The 18,184-nt window shown below is 38.8% G+C and carries 17 protein-coding genes and 1 pseudogene; 7 read left to right on the top strand and 11 right to left on the bottom strand.

Translation table 11 applies throughout. From position 1 onward, the window contains the following. The 4 genes from AC1DPQ_RS06425 to gltX all read right to left on the bottom strand — a co-directional run. A partial coding sequence (locus AC1DPQ_RS06425) for an ATP-binding protein (RefSeq protein ID WP_477608456.1) occupies positions 1-2,340 on the bottom strand: 2,340 nt, incomplete at its 3' end. Positions 2,341-2,358: 18 nt separating this feature from the next. Continuing rightward, positions 2,359-3,492, bottom strand: a complete 1,134-nt coding sequence (locus tag AC1DPQ_RS06420) for a hybrid sensor histidine kinase/response regulator (protein WP_230142846.1) — start codon at positions 3,490-3,492, stop codon at positions 2,359-2,361. A 104-nt stretch (positions 3,493-3,596) separates the two neighbouring features. Next, positions 3,597-4,439 (bottom strand): KPN_02809 family neutral zinc metallopeptidase, encoded by an 843-nt coding sequence (gene ypfJ / locus AC1DPQ_RS06415; RefSeq protein WP_477608454.1) that lies wholly within the window; start codon positions 4,437-4,439, stop codon positions 3,597-3,599. Between the two features lie 165 nt (positions 4,440-4,604). Next, complete coding sequence (gltX, locus tag AC1DPQ_RS06410) at positions 4,605-6,113, bottom strand: glutamate--tRNA ligase (protein WP_477579536.1); 1,509 nt, start codon at positions 6,111-6,113, stop codon at positions 4,605-4,607. 222 nt (positions 6,114-6,335) lie between these two features. Between gltX and AC1DPQ_RS06405 the strand changes: the two are divergent. The 3 genes and pseudogenes from AC1DPQ_RS06405 (at position 6,336) to AC1DPQ_RS06395 (ending at position 8,300) form a co-directional block, all read left to right on the top strand. Then, positions 6,336-7,398, top strand: a pseudogene (locus AC1DPQ_RS06405) (sensor histidine kinase). Then, on the top strand, positions 7,379-7,888 hold the full coding sequence (locus tag AC1DPQ_RS06400) for a DinB family protein (RefSeq protein ID WP_477579533.1): 510 nt from the start codon (positions 7,379-7,381) through the stop codon (positions 7,886-7,888). The pseudogene AC1DPQ_RS06405 and the gene AC1DPQ_RS06400 overlap by 20 nt, the downstream one beginning before the upstream one ends. Continuing rightward, entirely contained in the window at positions 7,878-8,300 is a 423-nt protein-coding gene (locus AC1DPQ_RS06395) for a hotdog fold thioesterase (protein ID WP_477579531.1), read from the top strand. Before AC1DPQ_RS06400 ends, AC1DPQ_RS06395 begins: the two co-directional genes overlap by 11 nt. A gap of 131 nt (positions 8,301-8,431) precedes the next feature. On the opposite strand, the gene AC1DPQ_RS06390 is transcribed toward AC1DPQ_RS06395, so the two are convergent. Then, on the bottom strand, positions 8,432-8,797 hold the full coding sequence (locus AC1DPQ_RS06390; protein ID WP_230142856.1) for a DUF6249 domain-containing protein: 366 nt from the start codon (positions 8,795-8,797) through the stop codon (positions 8,432-8,434). Positions 8,798-8,937: 140 nt separating this feature from the next. Between AC1DPQ_RS06390 and AC1DPQ_RS06385 the strand changes: the two genes are divergently transcribed. The 4 genes from AC1DPQ_RS06385 to AC1DPQ_RS06370 all read left to right on the top strand — a co-directional run bounded on the left by AC1DPQ_RS06385 (position 8,938) and on the right by AC1DPQ_RS06370 (position 11,702). Beyond that, positions 8,938-9,504, top strand: a complete 567-nt coding sequence (locus AC1DPQ_RS06385; RefSeq protein ID WP_477579528.1) for a Crp/Fnr family transcriptional regulator — start codon at positions 8,938-8,940, stop codon at positions 9,502-9,504. A gap of 69 nt (positions 9,505-9,573) precedes the next feature. After that, positions 9,574-9,894, top strand: a complete 321-nt coding sequence (locus AC1DPQ_RS06380; protein WP_057931064.1) for a DMT family transporter — start codon at positions 9,574-9,576, stop codon at positions 9,892-9,894. A gap of 738 nt (positions 9,895-10,632) precedes the next feature. Next, a complete protein-coding gene (locus tag AC1DPQ_RS06375) occupies positions 10,633-11,214 on the top strand; it encodes an RNA polymerase sigma factor (RefSeq protein WP_477608452.1) in 582 nt (193 codons plus the stop codon). Beyond that, positions 11,211-11,702, top strand: a complete 492-nt coding sequence (locus AC1DPQ_RS06370; protein WP_477608450.1) for an anti-sigma factor family protein — start codon at positions 11,211-11,213, stop codon at positions 11,700-11,702. The genes AC1DPQ_RS06375 and AC1DPQ_RS06370 overlap by 4 nt, the downstream gene beginning before the upstream one ends. An 87-nt stretch (positions 11,703-11,789) precedes the next feature. Here AC1DPQ_RS06370 and AC1DPQ_RS06365 read toward each other — a convergent pair whose 3' ends face one another. The 6 genes from AC1DPQ_RS06365 to AC1DPQ_RS06340 all read right to left on the bottom strand — a co-directional run. Continuing rightward, positions 11,790-12,317 carry an RBBP9/YdeN family alpha/beta hydrolase gene (locus tag AC1DPQ_RS06365; RefSeq protein ID WP_477579523.1) on the bottom strand — a complete coding sequence of 176 codons (528 nt, stop codon included), beginning with the start codon at positions 12,315-12,317 and terminating at the stop codon, positions 11,790-11,792. A gap of 104 nt (positions 12,318-12,421) precedes the next feature. Continuing rightward, a complete protein-coding gene (locus tag AC1DPQ_RS06360; protein ID WP_025141747.1) occupies positions 12,422-12,613 on the bottom strand; it encodes a cold-shock protein in 192 nt (63 codons plus the stop codon). Between the two features lie 104 nt (positions 12,614-12,717). Next, positions 12,718-13,644, bottom strand: coding sequence for a hypothetical protein (locus AC1DPQ_RS06355; protein ID WP_477579522.1), 927 nt, complete (start codon positions 13,642-13,644; stop codon positions 12,718-12,720). A gap of 69 nt (positions 13,645-13,713) precedes the next feature. Beyond that, positions 13,714-14,589: a phosphodiester glycosidase family protein gene (locus AC1DPQ_RS06350; RefSeq protein WP_477579520.1), complete on the bottom strand. Its 876-nt coding sequence runs from the start codon at positions 14,587-14,589 to the stop codon at positions 13,714-13,716. A 347-nt stretch (positions 14,590-14,936) separates the two neighbouring features. Beyond that, positions 14,937-17,441 (bottom strand): zinc-dependent metalloprotease, encoded by a 2,505-nt coding sequence (locus tag AC1DPQ_RS06345; RefSeq protein ID WP_477608448.1) that lies wholly within the window; start codon positions 17,439-17,441, stop codon positions 14,937-14,939. 92 nt (positions 17,442-17,533) lie between these two features. Next, on the bottom strand, positions 17,534-18,184 hold a 651-nt coding region (locus AC1DPQ_RS06340; protein ID WP_477608446.1), incomplete at its 5' end, for a PDZ domain-containing protein.

Here is an 18,184-nt window from a genome sequence, read left to right as displayed (position 1 = left end):
GTGGCTCACTTTTTTTACCGGAGCCTCTAAAGCGATTACAGGCTTCTCTACATGAGGTACAGCGCCATCAAAACCTTTATTTCTATCAATGGGCAAGGTAAGTGTAAAAATACTTCCTTCGCCCTCTGTGCTTTTTAAATCTATATATCCGCCCAATAGTTTTGCCAGCTCTCTGCTAATTGAGAGTCCAAGGCCTGTGCCACCAAATTTGCGCCGTGTAGAGCCATCGGCCTGTTGAAAGGCTTCGAATACCATGCCTTGCTTTTCGGGTGCAATACCTACGCCTGTATCGGTAACTTTGAATACCAGCGCGCCTAACTTTTCATTTTTAGTAATATTTAGATTTATCGTACCTACGGTAGTAAATTTAATAGCATTTGATAGCAGGTTTTTAATAATCTGCTCTAAGCGCATTTTATCGGTATGAAAAAACTCAGGAACTTCTGCCGATTTTTCGATAACAAAGTTTAAGTTTTTATCTTTAGCCAAAGGATTAAACAGCGAACGCATGTTAAGGATAATCTCATCAACCTTAATATTTGCCCGATCGAGTTCCATTTTGCCCGCTTCAATTTTAGAAAGATCTAAAATTTCGTCTATTAAACTTAAAAGACCCTGACCTGAACTTTGGATAACTTCTGCATATTCCTGATGCTCGCGATCCATAGCCTCATTTTCAGCCATTAATCTCGATAATAACAATATCGAATTAAGTGGTGTTCTTAACTCGTGCGACATATTGGCCAAAAACTCTGATTTGTACCTCGTACTCAGTTCTAAAGCTTCTGCTTTTTGCTGAATTTCTATATTACGTTCTTCAATCAGTTCATTTTTTTCTTCCAATAGGCTGCTTCTTTCTTCCAGCTCCTGGTTGCTTTGCAACAATTCTTCTTGCTGTACACGTAATTCTTCTTCGCTGGCCTGAAGTTTTTGTGCCTGTGCTTCCAGCTCTGCATTTAAGCCTTCTAACTCATTGTGCTGAACCTGCAATTCTTCTGATTGTGCCTGCGTTTCTTCTAATAACTGCTGAAGCTTTTGTCTGTTCTGTGCGCCCAACAGTGCGGTACCCACATCAGATAAAACCAAGTTTAAAAAGTGTAACTGCAGGTCGCTGTATTTACCGATAGTGCCTAATTCTAAACCGCCTATTGAAATCTCATTTCTAATAATTGGAAGCACGATTAACTGGGCTGGTTTAATATTCCCAGTAGCATGTGTAATGGTTAATTCGCTCTGTGGAACATCATCCAATAATATTGGCTTACCTGTTTTAACCGCCTGGCCAATTAAGCCTTGGCCAAGTTCTAAGGTTTGGGTTAGATTTTGTCCTTGCAAAGCATATTGCCCTTTTAAATGCAGATATCCATCATCTTTAAATAAATAAAGTGCACCAATCTGGCTTTTGGTATAATTGGCCAAAAACTCAATAATATCTTCTGCTAAATGGAAAACATCTTTTTCGCCAACCATTTTTACATTTAAGTTAGCTACGCCGGTTTGCAACCATTCATTCTCCTCTAAAGTATCGAAAGATTTTTTCAATGATGATGACATTGCATTTAGCGATTCGGAAAGCTCGCCAATCTCATCCTGGGTTTGGCTATCGAGTTTAATGCCATAATTTCCATTAGAAATTTGATAGGCAATTTCTTTAATGGCAACAATACGTTTTTCCATCTCGTATTTTTTATCTTCAATTTCCTGCTGAAGTTTAACACGTTCATCAAAATCGATTGATACTCTCCGGTAAAAAAACAACGTAATCAGAATGGCAAGGAGCGCTGCAATTAAAATCAGTATCGGGGTATAAGCTGTAAGTTTATTTAATTCGTTGGTTCTTTCTTCAAGCAGCCTTTTCTCTTCAGTTATAATGTTGCTTACAATTGATCTGGCCTCATCCATATAAACCTTGCCTTGAAACAAAACCGTAGGATCAATAACACCGCCTAAAGTTTTAATCTYTATGGTCGATTTAATGATATCCATTCTTTTAAAAAGAATTTTTTTAAGCGCTGCTATATTTTTTTGCTGAACGCTATTATGCCTGGTATCTAGTTCAACTTTTTTTAATATCGAAGCGGCCGAATCGCTGGCACCATAATATGGTGTTAAAAACACCTTGTTTCCAGTTAATAAAAAGCCCCGCTGACCAGTTTCGGCATCTTTCAAATAGGATATAATATTCTCCGTATTTAAAATTACTTCATCACTGTGTTTAACCAGCTCGGTACTTTTAATAAGGTTGCCAATACTTACATAAGAAGCCAGCGAACTGATAAATAGAATAATTAGCGATAAGCCAAGGCCTAAACGTAAATTATTTTTAAGAGTTGTTTTCATTATATGGATTAAGGATAATTAGATTTGATTTTTAAGGATTTCCTCTTCTGTGGTGGGGATGATAAAATAAAACTCAGAACCTTCATCCGGCACACTTTTCACCCCAATTGTGCCTCCGTGGCGGTTAATAATTTCCGAACAGATATACAAACCTATTCCCAGACCATTAAACCGGTTGCTGTTATCTTCTACCCGATAAAATTTATCAAAAATCTTATCTTGCTGCTCTTTTGAAATACCAATACCAAAATCTTTTACGGCCAGATAAAGTTTTTCATCTTTAATATTCGTAGTTACATTAACCTGATTGGTACCCGGAGCATATTTAATGGCATTCGTAATAAAATTGATGACCACTTGTTCCAAGCGCATTTCATCACCAAATATCATTTCGTCTGTTTTGCCCAGTTTGCTGATTTTAAAATCAGGATTAGATTGCTGCAACATCTCGATGGCATTGTTTACCATGTTATCAGCATAAAAACTTTTCATGTTAAACTTCATCTTTCCACTTTCAATTTTTGAGATATCGAGCAGATCGACAATTAATTCGTTTAGTTTTTCGAGCTGGGTACTCGCTTTTTCGAGATGGTTCTGGGCCATGGTTTTATCATCTCTGTTAAGGCTACGCTGCAGCAACTGAATGTACCCTTTTACGCTGGTTAAAGGTGTTTTTAGCTCATGACTGGCAATGCTGATAAATTCGTCCTTTTTATGTTCGGCCTGTTTTCGGAATTCGATTTCTTCAAGCAATTTTTCCTGCACCTCGTTAAGTTTTCTATTCTGCTCGTAAATGCGATAAAACGTTTTTATTTTAAGGAGCAGCACATTAATATCAACGGGCTTGGTAATGTAATCCAGTCCACCGCTCAGGTATCCTTTGGTAATAAATTTTAACTCTGTATTTACAGCAGAAAGAAATATAATGGCGGTATCTTTTGCCTTACTAAAACCAGAAATGGTTTCGGCTACCTCGAAGCCATCCATATCTGGCATTTGTACATCGAGAATAATCAGGACGTAGTTGTTTTTTAAAACTTTTTTCAGCGCCTCTTCGCCAGACGATGCGGTATCAACCTCAAAACTGTGTGCCTGTAGTACTTTCTGTAACGAGATCAGGTTTTCTGGCCTGTCATCAACTATAAGGATCATCTTTATTAAAACAAATAAGAAGCCGGGATAATTATGTTTGGTTTTGAGATAAAAACCTCATTAACTGTAAACAAACAATGCGCTGTAAAAAAAGTTTTTATTTTTTATAAATTATTTGAATTAAAAGTATCACCCTGTCTAATATCTCCTGTTTCGAAGCCTTTTTTAAACCAATACATCCGTTGTGCGGAGGTACCATGGGTAAAAGAATCTGGCTGAACATCACCTGTAGCCTGTTTTTGCAATTTATCATCACCTATGGCATTGGCAGCAGTTAATGCTTCTTCTATATCTCCTTCATCCAATTTAAAATCTTTAAGATTTTGAGCATTGTGCGCCCAAAGTCCAGCAAAAAAATCGGCTTGCAGCTCTAATTTCACCGATAAACGGTTATATYCTTTTTCGCTCACCTGCCCCCGTGCCTGATCTAGTTTTTCCGAAATTCCCAATAAATTTTGCACATGATGGCCTACCTCATGTGCAATTACGTAAGCCTGTGCAAAATCTCCGGCAGCACCGAAACGGTTTTTTAAATCATCATAAAATGATAGATCGATATAAACTTTATGGTCGCCAGGGCAATAAAATGGCCCAACGTTAGCTCCTGCATTGCCACAGGCGGTTTGCACTGCTTCTCTAAATAATCTGAGTTTAGGATACTCATACTGCTTGCCCATCGCCTGAAATTCTTTATCCCATACTTGCTCGGTTGATTCCAATACACCCGCTACAAACTGTGCCTGTGGATCATTAGCCGGAACGCCCTGCTTAACTTCTTCGGTGCCTGTAGTAGCCGGAAGCTGACTAACCAAGCCAGTTAAATCTTTGCCAAAAATTAGCCCGAGCACCACAATTATTATACCTACACCGCCACCTAGGATGGTTTTCCCTCCGCTACCGCTTCTTCCGTCTTCTACATTATTACTGCCTTTACCAAACCATTGCATAATTTACTTTTTTAGTTTAATGAATAACCTTAATTATGGGACAATTGTTATACTAAAGTATAAATTATTTTTATTGATTTATTCTTTTGGATTACTGCAAAAAAAAGAAGTCGGGTTTTAAACCCGACTTCTCCGTATGATCTTCATGCATTTGCAGAATGAATGCTAACTATTAAAAACAGCAATTGCTTTTGTTATCCTTGTTTTAGTTTCTGTTATGCCCAGCAATACAGCAATATCAAAAACACCAGGCCCAAATTTACCGCCCACCAGCATAATGCGGAAAGGCAACATCAATTCGCCTGGTTTAAAGCCTTTTTCTTCGGCCAAGGCTTTAAAAGCTGCTTCGGCAGATCCCGCATCAGTTAATGTTAAACGATCAGCAAAAGCATTAAAAAAATCAGCTTTTTCGGCTGTCCATTTTGGTTTTACCGAATTTACGTCATATTGTGAAGGTGAAGCAAAAAAGTAACTGCTCTGTGCCACAAAATCAGGCAATAAGGTACAGCGATCTTTAATTAAATCAATAACGGTATTTAAATAAGCATCATCGTTTATTTCAATGCCAACTTTTTGCAACTCCGCTTTAACGCTTGCCACCAAGCGCTCTGCTCCCTGCGATTTAATCCACTCATGGTTATACCATTTGGCTTTTTCAAAATCGAATTTAGCCCCTGCCTTACTGATTCTTTCTATCGAGAATTTTTCTTCCAGTTCTTTTAACGAGAATAACTCCTGGTCGGTACCATCATTCCAGCCTAAAAGTGCCAGCATATTGATAAAAGCTTCGGGCATAAAACCCATTTCTTTAAATCCTTTGGTTACATCGCCACTTTTAGGGTCGGTCCAGTTCATGGCGTAAACCGGGAAACCTAATCGGTCGCCATCGCGTTTACTTAATTTTCCATGCCCATCTGGCTTTAAGATTAAAGGCAGGTGTGCCCATGCAGGCATCTCCGCTTCCCAGCCTAAATATTTCCAAAGTAAAATATGAACCGGTGCCGAAGGCAACCATTCTTCTCCCCTAAAAGCATGACTAATTTCCATCGCCTTATCGTCAACCACAACGGCCAAATGGTAGGTTGGCATTCCATCAGCTTTTAGTAATACTTTATCATCAACCAACGAGGTTTCGAAGCTTACATCACCACGGATTAAATCGTTAAAATGTACAATTTCATCGGTTGGTACTTTAATGCGGATAACATGTGGCGTTTTAGCCGCCAATAACTCTTCAACCTCGCTAATGGTAAGGGTTAAAGAATTGCGCATCTGCATACGTGTGGCCTGCCCGTATTGGAAATTTGGAATTTCTTTACGTTTGGTATCTAAATCTTCCGGTGTATCGAAGGCGTAATAAGCATAACCATCGCTAATTAACTGTTCGGCAAATTTACGGTAGCTGGGTTTGCGCTCGCTTTGGCGGTACGGGCCATAAGCCCCTGGGTTGTTAGGGCTTTCATCTGGTGTAATGCCACACCAATCTAAACAGTTTACAATATATTGTTCTGCACCTTCTACAAAGCGGTTTTGATCGGTATCTTCTACACGAAGTACAAAAGTTCCATTATTTTTTTTGGCAAATAAATAATTGAACAAGGCAGTGCGCACACCACCTAAATGCAAACCTCCGGTTGGGCTTGGGGCAAATCTTACTCTAACTTTCTTATCCATAATTGGTTTGTTGAGCGCTTGGCGTTAGGCGTTGGGCGCTCTAGCGCTCACCGCTCTGCGCAAAACGCAAGACGGTGCAAAGATATGTTTTTCATCCATTTTATAGTGTTTCATCTGCGATGAAGCGATTATGCATTCGAAATGATTCCTTTAAGGTTTTTGAAAAAGCATAATGGTTTTATGTTTTTTCCGTTTTGTTATTGTAATTTGGCTAGCTAAAGCATGAATCCTTATCAAAAGAAACGCCGCTGGAAGTTTTTCCTTCTCATTTTTGCCATCTTAATTGGCATTGCATCAGTATTTTACACCGATTCTTTTGTAAAAAAAATGGAACGCGAAGAGGCCGACCAGTTTCATCTTTGGGTGAAAATTCAGGAGCGATCTATGTTTTTATATGACAATGATGATTACCGCACAATAGTTGAAACCGTAAGAAAAAACACCAAAACACCTGTAATCATGACCGATTCGGCTGGCATGATTACTTCTTTTAACGGGCTTGACAGTACAAAAACCAACTACCCCATTTCGGATGCCAAACTTACTTACGATAGTTTATATTTTGTAAGGCAGTTAAGGCAAATGAAGACGCAGCATCCACCTGATGAAATGAATATCTTTGGCAGAAAATTTAAGGCTTACTATCGCGACTCTTTCATTTTAACACAGTTGAGGTATTTCCCATACATCCAAATGGGCGTTATCTTCCTTTTCCTTTTAACAGCTTATGCAGCATTCAGTTCTGCCCGGAAAGATGAACAAGACCATGTTTGGGTAGGTTTGGCCAAAGAAACAGCGCACCAATTGGGTACACCAATATCATCACTCATGGCCTGGACGGAGTTAATAAAATCTAAATTCGATGCAGAAGATGATCCGTTGATTGCCGAAATGGAGAACGATATTAAGCGCTTGGAAATTATTACCGACCGTTTCTCGAAAATCGGTTCTAAACCTATACTCGAAGATCATACGGTTTACATTGTAATCAGCGATTTTATACGCTATTTTAAAGTACGTACCTCAGATAAGGTTAAATTCAGCATTACCGGCGATGAGCAGGTATACCGGGAAGGGTATTCCGAGATCTAAATTCGATGCGGTTTTTCAACCCGGCTATACTACACGTAAACGCGGCTGGGGCTTGGGTTTATCGCTTACCAAACGTATTGTAGAAAATTACCACAGTGGAGAAATTTTTGTAAAAGACTCCGAACTGGGTAAAGGCACAACTTTTAGAATAATATTAAAAAGCAGTTTAAGATATGAACCGACCACAGCCTAACGAATATCCAACTTGGGGCGAAACCTATATCAGTAAAGTAGATCGAGATATTTTCGAAATTTTAAACGATCAGATGCTAAGTCTGCCAGCGTTGTTTAGGGCAAACGCCGATAAAGCTGATTACGCCTATGCCGAAGGTAAATGGACACTAAAAGAAATGTTAGGCCATATTATTGATACTGAACGTGTTTTTGCCTTTCGCATTACCTGTTTTGCCCGAAAAGAACAGCAGCCGTTACCAGGTTTCGAGGAAGATGACTATGTAACCAATGCCCGCTTTGCCGAGCGCGATCTGGAAGATCTGATCGGAGAATTTATTGCACTTCGTAAAGCCAATTTATATCTTTTTAAATCTTTAAACGAAGAGGAACTGAACAGAAAAGGAATTGCTTCGGGCAGGGAAATTAATGTGAAATCTATTTTATTTATTGTGGGTGGCCATATTATCCATCATGTTTACATTTTAAAAGAACGTTACCATGTGGTTTAAAAATTTCACAGTTGACGAGCTGAACGACCGCCCTAAAAATCATTTAGGTGCGCTGCTCGATATCCACTTTACTGAAATTGGTGAAGATTTTATTATCGGAACCATGCCTGTTGATGAACGTACACATCAACCTGCAGGGATTTTGCACGGCGGCGCCTCGGTGGTTTTGGCAGAAACCTTGGGCAGTATTGCTTCTTATATGTGTATAGATCCTGAGAAGTATGTTGCTGTTGGTTTAGAAGTAAACGCCAACCATTTACGGCCAGTAAAAAGTGGTTTGGTAAAAGGCATTTGCAAACCTTTACATATTGGGGCCAAAACCCAGGTTTGGGAAATCAAAATTTACGATGAACGTGGAAAGATGAACTGCATTAGCCGTTTAACCGTAGCGATTATTAATAAGCCGCAGTAAATGTGCTGTCAGATGTTTCCATCTGACAGTTATTTAAATCTAAAAGCAAGTTATCTAATGCTGACAATACAAGAATAAAGAGAAGTCAAGTTTTTATAGCGATGTGGCCATTAAACTTGACTTCTCTGATATTAAAGCATTTTATTGCTATCCAGCCATTTCTTCTCTACAAGGTAAGAAACAATTAAGCCCAATCCGCCGAAAATTCCAATGAAACCAAAGTAAATGGCTACCGATTGTCCTTGCTCACTACGCGTCATGTCGCTGCCGAACACTCCTCTAACTGTAAATAGTGCTACCAGCAGGCCGATTCCTAAACCAACCAAAAGCAAACCGAACTTTAAACTTAAAAACGGTTTTGGTGTAGCCTTATGCACACCCGGATCGATTCCCCTTTCGATCATTGCCATCTTCTCTTTGTTTGATAGGTAGCGGATTCCGAATACCATTGCGAATGCACCTAAAAAAAGTGAGATTGGGACTAATATACCTTCCATGATTATAATTTTTAATTTGTAAATATTCTATTGTTTAAATTGAACCGTGTTCTGTGTATTATGACTACATACTTTTTAATCAGGTTACACCCCCTGCTGAAAAAAAAATCGATAGCTTTATCAAACATTAAAAATTCCCTTTGTACAGTCAGTTAAAAAATATAGAAATCTTTAAGCCGCTCAGCAATGAAGCTTTAGAAAAGTTAGCTGCTGTTTCTAAGCGGGTAGAACATCAGAAAGGAATGATTTTAATCTATGCAGATAAAACAGAGCCTTATTTCTATATCCTCGAAAGTGGTATTGCAAGAGCCTATTCTGACGGAGAAAACCAACAGATAACCTTTTGGTTCGGACAAAGTGGTGCCGTTCTTTTTTCTTTTAACAGCTATATTAATAATAGCCCCGGTTACGAAAATATTGAGCTATTGGAAAACTGCAGTTTAATTCAAATCAGGCTAACCGATCTTTTTTTGCTTTACGGTCAACATTTAGAAATTGCCAATTGGGGCAGAAAAATTGCAGAACAGGAGTTAATTGCTACTGAAAGAAGATTAATAGACCGGGCTTTTAAAGCGGCAGCAGAACGTTATCAGGACTTTGTAAATCAATCTCCCGAACTGATTAAAAGAGTAGCCTTAAAACACATTGCCTCATACCTGGGTGTAACACAGGTTACCCTGAGCAGAATAAGAGCAGTTCATAAATAAATTCATTTTTTAACATTTGTAAAATGTTGCCTGATGAATGTGCCTTAAATTTGCAGAAACACATTTATCATGAACTGGATTATCTTAATTATTGCCGGCCTTTTCGAAGTTGGCTTTACAACCTGCCTTAAATTATCGAACAATTTTTCGAATATAAAATGGAGTACGGCTTTTTTTGTCTGTATTATTTTGAGTTTCTTATTGCTAAATAAAGCAACCCAAACTTTACCCATGGGAACTGCCTATGCTGTTTGGACGGGTATTGGTGCCGTAGGAACAGTAATTATCGGAATTTTTTATTTCAATGAGCCAGCAACCTTCTGGCGGATATTTTTTATCTGTACGCTTATAGGCTCAATTGCAGGATTAAAGTTCTTTGCTTCACATTAACGAGCGCTTGCGAAGTTTACCAAGCCCAAAGCGTAGGCAAAACTTCGAAAGTTTAGCCAGGGCTTAAAACTCTTGTTGGAGCGTAATGCCTGTACAAGAAATCAAGTTGGTTCCCGTGTTGCGCTTGTACGCTTTCCCTAAAGTTCGGGATACCTCAGCCTGCAGGGTACCACTTCACCCAGGGCTAAATGGCCAATATAGCATTTAGTTTTTAAGGTTGCAGGGTGCACCCACGTTATTCATAAACCTGATGGCAGCGGCAGCCCCGAAGCATGAGGGCTATAGCGAACAGCAGGACTACAGTCCGCCATGAAAAACTGCCCTTTCATTTCCAATCAATAAAAAATTATATCGCCTATTTATCAACTAATTTTCTTTTTGGAGCACAATGCCTGTGCAGGTAACCAAGTTGGTTCCCGTGTTGCGCTTGTACGCTTCGGCCTCGTTCCTCAGCCTGCAGGGTACCGCTTCACCCGGGGCTAAATGGCTAAAACAGCATTTCATTTTTAGGGTTTTTAAAGCGCCAAAACTTTGTGTGTAAACCTGATGGCAGCGGCAGCCCCGAAGCATGAGGGCTATAGCGAACAGCAGGACTACAGTCCGCCATGAAAAACTGCCCTTTCATTTCCCCAAAAAAAACAATTTTACATTATTCATCTGGCTATTTACAAATAATAGTCTCCTTAATTATATTTCACGTGTAACCTCCTTATCTTTAATGTAGTCTTATTGCTAAACATGGAGCAAAAACCTACAGATTTAGAGCTGATCCAAAAGGTATTGAACGGCGAAACCGATCAGTATGCTCTATTGGTAAAGCGCCATCAGCGATTTGTATTTACACTTGCTTTAAGGTTTTCGAAAAACAGGGAAGACGCCGAAGAAATTGCGCAGGATTGCTTTGTAAAAGCATATAAAGCATTGGGTGCCTTTAAACAGACAGCTAAATTTAGCACTTGGCTGTACACGATAACGTATACTACGGCGATGACTTTTTTAAGGAAAAACCGTTTAGATACTGCGTCAATACATGATGAAAGTACAATTTTACAGCTCGAAAATCACACCTCAAGCTTTAACGCAAATGGCTATGAGCGGCAGGATAGCCATGCTTTTTTAAATGTTGCCATTACCCAGCTTTTACCAGACGATGCTGCTATTATTACCCTATTTTATAAAGGCGAACAGAGTTTAGAAGAAATTGGCGAAGCACTGCACATGGAACCCAATACAATAAAAGTAAAGTTGCATAGGGCCAGGCAAAGACTTAAAGAAAAATTACAATATTTGTTAAAAGATGAAGTAAAGGAGTTACTATGAATACAATAGAACAACAGCTTTGGGATTATATTGATGGGAATTTGGATGATTCTTCAAAAAAAGCCATCGAAGAAAAAATTGAATCGGATGCCGAGCTTAAATCGCAGTACGAGGATCTACTTAAGCTTAATTTAGTTTTTGATGGGCTCGATCTTGATGAACCCTCTATGTCTTTCACCAGAAATGTGATGGAAAGTGTTGCTTTAGTTCCTGCCCCTATGGCGATGAAAACAAAGGTTGATAAAAAGATTATTTATAGCATTGGAGGCTTTTTCGTAATCTCTCTACTCGCCTTATTGGGTTATGTATTTTATAATGCTAACCTCGAAATGCCTCAATTCGATTTAAGGGTGAATTTCGATTTCAATTTAGAGAAATACATTACGCCTACGGCTATTTATGCCTTTCTTTTTGCAGATCTGGTGATCGGATTAATTTTTCYAGACCAGTTTTTAAGGAAGAATTTGCGCAGAAGTAAGAACGCTTAAATAGCTCCCGCAGATCAAATTGATTTACGCAGATTTATGTTCATCTGCGCTTTTTCCGAAATCTGCGGGAACTCAGCAAGGTAAATGTTACCCCAAGGTTTTTAAAATCTCCAGTCCCTTTGCCCACTTACCAAATCCGGCATCTGCATTAATATGGCCAGCATTACCGATATTAATAAATTCACTGCCCCAATTTTCGGCAAAAAATTCAGCCCTTTCTATTGTTACCCATTCATCATTTGAACTGGCTATAACAATGGTTCTAAAGTTTATTTTATCCAGTGGTACATGATCGAAACCCACCGTTGAGAAGTTATATCGGGGAGCTTCCAAATCACTCGGTGCAACGAGTAAAGCTCCTTTAATTTTCTTTTGATATTGTTTTGCCCAATTGGCAATTGCGGTACAACCCAAACTATGACCAATTAAAATCACATCAGCCAAATTATAGTTAGCAACGGCCTGATCTATTGTTTCAATCCAATCTTTACTGGCGGGTGTATCCCATTCCCGCTGATTAATTCGCATAACATGATCTCCGGATTTTTCGAAATGCGTTTGCCAATGATCTGCGCCTGAATTACCCAAACCAGGAACAATAAAATAGTAGGTCATAAAAAGTGAGAATAGATCCTGAATGAATTCAGGCAGCGAAAAATAAAACAAAAAAAGGCCGCCATCGCAAGAAAGCAGCCTTCTCTGTAAATATGATAAATAAATTAAATTACTTTCACATTAACGGCATTTAAGCCTTTTTTACCGTTAGCAACTTCGTACTGTACTTTGTCGTTTTCACGGATTTCGTCGATAAGACCTGTTGAATGAACAAAAATTTCGCTATCTCCATTTGCAGGTACGATAAAGCCAAAACCTTTAGTTACATTGAAGAATTTTACTGTGCCTTCTTGCATTGTATTAAATATTAAAATTAAGTATGCAAGGTAAGTTTTAATTTTTAAAATCAAAATAAATTTTAACATTTTTTTAACGTTAAAATTTTGTAAATAGCAGATTACTAAGGCTTTTTAATTGCCTTCCCAATTATTGTTAAAGTAATTTCACTATTATGTGGAATCCCGAGTGTTGTACCGGGAGCCACATCAAAAAGGTTTCTAACATAGATATCTGCTATACCCTGAGCCACCTTTTTTTTAGCTTCAACGTTCTCGGGAAGCACATTATAAATCGTTTTTACGTGTATCCTTCCCTGAAAATCTATCACCGCTGCAACTTGATAAGCAAAATCTTTATAAGCCCGATCTACCCGGATAATATACTGCGGAAACATATAATCGTAAGCTTCGGTCCTGTTATTAGCGCGATCAACGGTGCTGATTTTTTCTACCCTTACAATTTTACTTTTTGGTATAAACTGAACCGGATCTGTTGCAGCAAAAGCACTATCGCTATTCAAGTTAACTTTTGCAGCACGCTTCTCTATAAAAGCAGTATCGGCCTTGCTTGGTTTTTGCAGATCGGCAGCTTTGGCCTTCAATTTGTTTTTAATATAATCCTGCGCGTAAAAAGTCATATTTACATCCGAGCGAACATCTGAAGCAATTACTTTTCCATCAACCTGAATCCGCTGAAAAACCAAACTATCCTTACTGATGTGTTTTACTTTAAAAAATTCCGCAGCAAAATTATATACATTTCCGTGATCGTACTGCATGTAGAATTTTTGCATTCGTTGTTTCTGTGGACTCCAGGCCGACATGGTATCTTCTTTAACCACTTCAATAATCCAGGATGGTTTTTGCATAAAACCTTCCGTATTAAAAGAAAGTCCGGTTTTAAACCGGCGTTTTACCTCTTGATAACGGATGCCTTTTACAGGCTCGAAAGTAAAATCTCTTAAAGTTGGGTCGCTGGTTTTAGAGCCAAACTTACAGGCAGAAAGCATCAGCACAAAAAAGAAAAAGTATATCGTATTTTTAATCATTTCAACAAAAATCTTTGGCTAAAATAAGTTTTTTTAACCAGAGCTAAACATGCTGTTATAGATACAGGTTTATCTCCGCGCCTGTTTTTTCACCAAAATAACGTTAGCTACTTTGCGCTGCCCTTCATGGTCCCATTTTTTATTATCAGTTGGATAGTTGACAACACCATTAACCGGCATTCCGTTTACCCACAAAGTTGTAGAACCTCCACCATCAAAATTTAGGGCACTGGCACAGCCTAGCCAACGCATTAACCTGGTTAGCTCGAACAAACTCATGCCTGCCGAGTTTTCATTTCTTCCATCAACAGTTAACAAAATCACCCTGCCATTAGGCTTTACCCCTAAGCAGGTACGCGGATGGCGCAAACGGCTAAATCCGGTCGTATCTAGCTTTTCATCAATATGATTTAAAGTTAATAAGGGGCCGTTTAACAAAACGTCTTTAGCGGCCAGTTTTGTTTCCCAGCCACTTGTCCCATCCCACTTTTGGATCGAAATTTTTCCGCTCTCAATTACAACCGCCGCTTCCTGATGCCTTGCCCGATTTCCATTTTTATCCAAGCGGTTAGTATTAATGGTTTTTCCATTAACACGAACAAAATCTACTGAACCTCCATTTTTTACATCGAAAAAATTACCATTTACCGCAGCAATTGCTGTATCGCGTAATCCAAAATTACTGGTGGTAATTAGTTCTTTCTCTTCTGCCCCAATAGCAAAAACCGCCTTCCGTCCTGTATTTTTTATTTCTAAAAACGAAATGTTTTCGTTTGCAGCGAAAAGGTTTTTCTGATCAAAATGATACTGGAATAAAACCACTTGCTTGGCAATTCTGTTTTTATGCCATTTGGTTTTTATAACCGTTAACGAATCTGCACTTTGGCCAAAAGCAGATAAACTGTATGTAAATAAGGTAAGGGCAATTAATAATCTTTTAAGCATAATAGCTGTTTTAACCATAAAATTAAAAAACTGCCGTGTGTTTAGCTTAAAGCATCAAAAATTATACAAAGGGGGTTAAATAGATTCTTCATTTCGAGCGATTGCAACGAAGCCGAGAACCCGAAGGCTCAGCGAAGCTAAATCTGTTACAATAGATCTCTCCATTCCGTTTCACTGCAGTCGAGATGACGAGCCGTCTATTGAAACCTGATAGGTTTGGAACAAAAAAACGGAGCGATCAATTTAATGATTTGCTCCGCTTTTTTAATGATTGAATGAGTGAGTTATTGAATGATTGAATTTGGATAATGCATCCTATTATTCTCTAATTCAACCCTTTCATCATTTTATTTCTTAGGATCTAAAATATCTTTAATTCTGATATTCAAATCTTCATAATGTGCTTTGGTAATGGCATCACCTGCTGCTGCTCTGGCTTTTGTAGTAGCCAATAAGGTTTTTAACTCTGCTCTAACCAACGGTCTGATATCAGATAAACCAACATTGATTGGCGTTAAACCGTAACTTGCTGCATAATCTACAGGGAATCCAACCGGAAGCTCTGCTTCTTTGGTCATTAAATCCTGTAAACGGTCTACATAAGCACGTTGTAAATTACGTTTAAATGCATCTGCTCTTCCTGCAACAAAAACCGACGATCTTAAGTCCGTAAATAATTCAGGTAAGGTGTATGCTTTTGCTGCACCGTTTTTAGTTTCGTTATCTAATAAACGAGCAATACGCGAGGCGGATAATAAATTGCCTAAAGTATTTGCTTGAACGCTTTTAATGCGGTTTAACAATACACCATTATCAAATTTACTGAGTTGATCATTGCTGATTAACCAAAGTGGGGTAGTAAATAATTGTTGATTGAAGAAAGCAATAGCTTCTTTTTGTTTTGCTTTAGGCAAATAGGCGTAAACTGGCCCTTTTTGCTCATAGGTTTTAAAGTTTTCGCTTAATCCACCAACGTTTGTTGCCACATGTCCCATATAACGATTAAACTGGCCAACAATTTCGGTATAGATTTCTTTTAAATCGCTATAGTCTTTACCTTTTTGATAGGTCCACTTTTCTACGTTAGGCAAAATACGTTTTAAGTTGGCAATACCATAAGTACTTGCTTTCATTGCATTGTCGCCCAAATCTTCGCTCTGCAAACGAGGATCTAATGAAGTTCCCTGACGGCCATAGAAATACAAAGGATTACCTGCATTTTTCAATGTCCACTGGTCTAAAATTTCTTTTTCCTGTTCTGCAGTTTTGTTTCCAGGAATCCAAGAATAACCCCATTTCACTACCCATTTATCGTATTCTCCAATTTGTGGGTGAAGCTTGGTTACGCCATCACCAGGTTGAGCGATGTAGTTAAAACGCGCATAATCCATAATGGATGGTGCAGTACCATGTTTATCTGTAAATGCTTTCGAACGTAATGAATCAACCGGGTAAGCATAACTCGAGCCAAAGTTGTGTGGTAAACCTAAAGTGTGGCCAATTTCGTGTGAAGAAACAAAACGGATTAATTCGCCCATTTGCGCATCCGTAAATTTAGCTTTACGAACTTCAGGATTAATGGCTGCAGTTTGTACAAAATACCAGTTACGCAATAGGTTCATTACATTATGGTACCAACCAATATGCGTTTCTAAAATCTGTCCGGTACGGGGGTCGCTAATATGCGGACCGTAAGCATTGGCAATATCTGATGCAAAATAGCGAACAACTGAATACCTGGAATCTTCTACACTGAATTGAGGATCTTGCTGAGGCGTTGGCGCTTCTTTACCTATAATGGCATTTTTGAAACCTGCAGCCTCAAAAGCTACCTGCCAATCGTTAATCCCCTGGATTAAAAACGGCACCCATTTTTTAGGCGTTGCAGGGTCGATATAAATTACAATCGGTTTTACCGGTTCTACCAGTTCACCACGTTTATAGGCATTAGTATCTTTTGGAACCAAATTCCAGCGGTGAATGTAGGCTGTACGCTCTGCCTTTTGTGCGTTGCTTCCATAATCAATTTGAGATTGACCAAAAAAACCAACCCTGCTATCCATTATTCTGGCTTTTACAGGGGTTTTTGGCAATAATAACATCGACGTATTGAATTCGAAAGTAACTGCACCATTACTGTTATCGGTTGGAGATTCTGCTGCTCGGTATGTTTTAGCTGTTTTTACTTCAACGTTGATCGGGAAAGTTTTTACCGTATCGATATAAGAACGTGTTGCATCGTACATGGTAACTTTATAAGCCTTACGGATCTGGTCGGTAGCACCGATTGCCATTACATCACCGTTATAAAAATCGGTCACATCAATTACAACACCTGTTGTATCTTTATTATAAGCTTTAATTTCAAAGCTGGCTAAGATCTGTGCAAGATTAGAATTTTGTACCGATTCGTACATATCGCTGTTCGGATCGGCCTTTGTTGAATAACTTGGTACACGGATGTAAACCTGTTTGCCTCTACGCTCCCATTTCCATACCTGCTCATTTAATTGTTCCCCGCCATATTGCTGGTTGCCTACTTTAACGTCTGCGGGTACTTTGGCCAACCGGGTAACCACAAGCATTTCGCGGTTGATCATCGAATCTGGTATCTCAAAATACCATTTATCGTCTACCTTGTGTGTTTTGAATAAACCGTTTGTTGTTCTGGCTTTTGCGGTAATTACTTCAGAAAACGGCTTAATTCCTTCTTTTTTTGGTGCTGCAGTTGGAGCCGCAGGGGTAGTCCCTTTTGTCGTTTTAGATTTTTTCTGGGCATATACCGAACCTGATCCGGCTACACCAAGTACTACGATACCTGCGAGGGCAAGTACCTTAAAGTTTTTCTTCATGTGTATATAAAAGTTAGTTTGCTTGGCAATAAGAGGTTAAAGTTAGAACCTTGTTACACGACAATTCTTTTGTAACTGGAAAATTACGCTTTTTAGACCCTCTTTTCAAGGCGAACCACTTTAAAATAAACCTGATTATCCCTAAAAATTTCGAAAATTATATTTCTGTCTGCTTTTGATTTAAACATTTCGGTAAGGTCGTTTAAAGAATAGGTATCTATACTTTTGAAATTTACCCCAATAATTTCATCATCAGGGCAAAGTCCTGCTTTTTCTGCCGGACTATTTTCGTCTATTTCTCCAATCAGAACTCTTTTATACTCTTTCTGATCGAGGTAGATTACCATGCCTACCATATCATATTCGAAAGGAGTTTTGCTTAAACCATTTGGCTTAACATAAATAAAACCTTCCTGATAGTTAAACTGGATATTAAATTTCCGCAGCAAATCCGCTCCGACATTCCCATTCCGTTTTGATAAATCGATCTTATCTGCAATGCTCTTAAAATCAGGAAATCCGGCAACAACCTCTTTAAAAGCATAACCGCCAACGTTAAACCTACCCACACGACCAACATATCCTTTAATCTGGCCGCTAAGGCTCATCCCTAAATTAGCTTTAATTTTTTTTTCAGGTAGCGGGAATTCGGTTCCATGGAGCATCTCGAGCGATAAAGCATGGCTGGCTCCGGTATCCATTAAAAACCTTGCCTCAACGGTTTTACCACCAGGAACATCAAC

The sequence above is a fragment of the Pedobacter sp. 01T416_2 genome (assembly GCF_056398925.1).
Note: the sequence above shows the minus strand (reverse complement) of the source record. Positions and strands in the feature narration are given on the sequence as shown.

Excerpts from the sequence above, each read along its gene's own strand:
- AC1DPQ_RS06420 (WP_230142846.1), bottom strand. The coding sequence starts at position 3,492 with ATGATCCTTATAGTTGATGACAGGCCAGAAAACCTGATCTCGTTACAG.
- AC1DPQ_RS06365 (WP_477579523.1), bottom strand. The coding sequence starts at position 12,317 with ATGACCTACTATTTTATTGTTCCTGGTTTGGGTAATTCAGGCGCAGAT.
- AC1DPQ_RS06350 (WP_477579520.1), bottom strand. The coding sequence starts at position 14,589 with ATGCTTAAAAGATTATTAATTGCCCTTACCTTATTTACATACAGTTTA.
- AC1DPQ_RS06355 (WP_477579522.1), bottom strand. The coding sequence starts at position 13,644 with ATGATTAAAAATACGATATACTTTTTCTTTTTTGTGCTGATGCTTTCT.
- AC1DPQ_RS06360 (WP_025141747.1), bottom strand. The coding sequence starts at position 12,613 with ATGCAAGAAGGCACAGTAAAATTCTTCAATGTAACTAAAGGTTTTGGC.
- gltX (WP_477579536.1), bottom strand. The coding sequence starts at position 6,113 with ATGGATAAGAAAGTTAGAGTAAGATTTGCCCCAAGCCCAACCGGAGGT.
- AC1DPQ_RS06380 (WP_057931064.1), top strand. The coding sequence starts at position 9,574 with ATGAACTGGATTATCTTAATTATTGCCGGCCTTTTCGAAGTTGGCTTT.
- AC1DPQ_RS06345 (WP_477608448.1), bottom strand. The coding sequence starts at position 17,441 with ATGAAGAAAAACTTTAAGGTACTTGCCCTCGCAGGTATCGTAGTACTT.
- AC1DPQ_RS06390 (WP_230142856.1), bottom strand. The coding sequence starts at position 8,797 with ATGGAAGGTATATTAGTCCCAATCTCACTTTTTTTAGGTGCATTCGCA.
- AC1DPQ_RS06400 (WP_477579533.1), top strand. The coding sequence starts at position 7,379 with ATGAACCGACCACAGCCTAACGAATATCCAACTTGGGGCGAAACCTAT.
- AC1DPQ_RS06375 (WP_477608452.1), top strand. The coding sequence starts at position 10,633 with ATGGAGCAAAAACCTACAGATTTAGAGCTGATCCAAAAGGTATTGAAC.
- AC1DPQ_RS06395 (WP_477579531.1), top strand. The coding sequence starts at position 7,878 with ATGTGGTTTAAAAATTTCACAGTTGACGAGCTGAACGACCGCCCTAAA.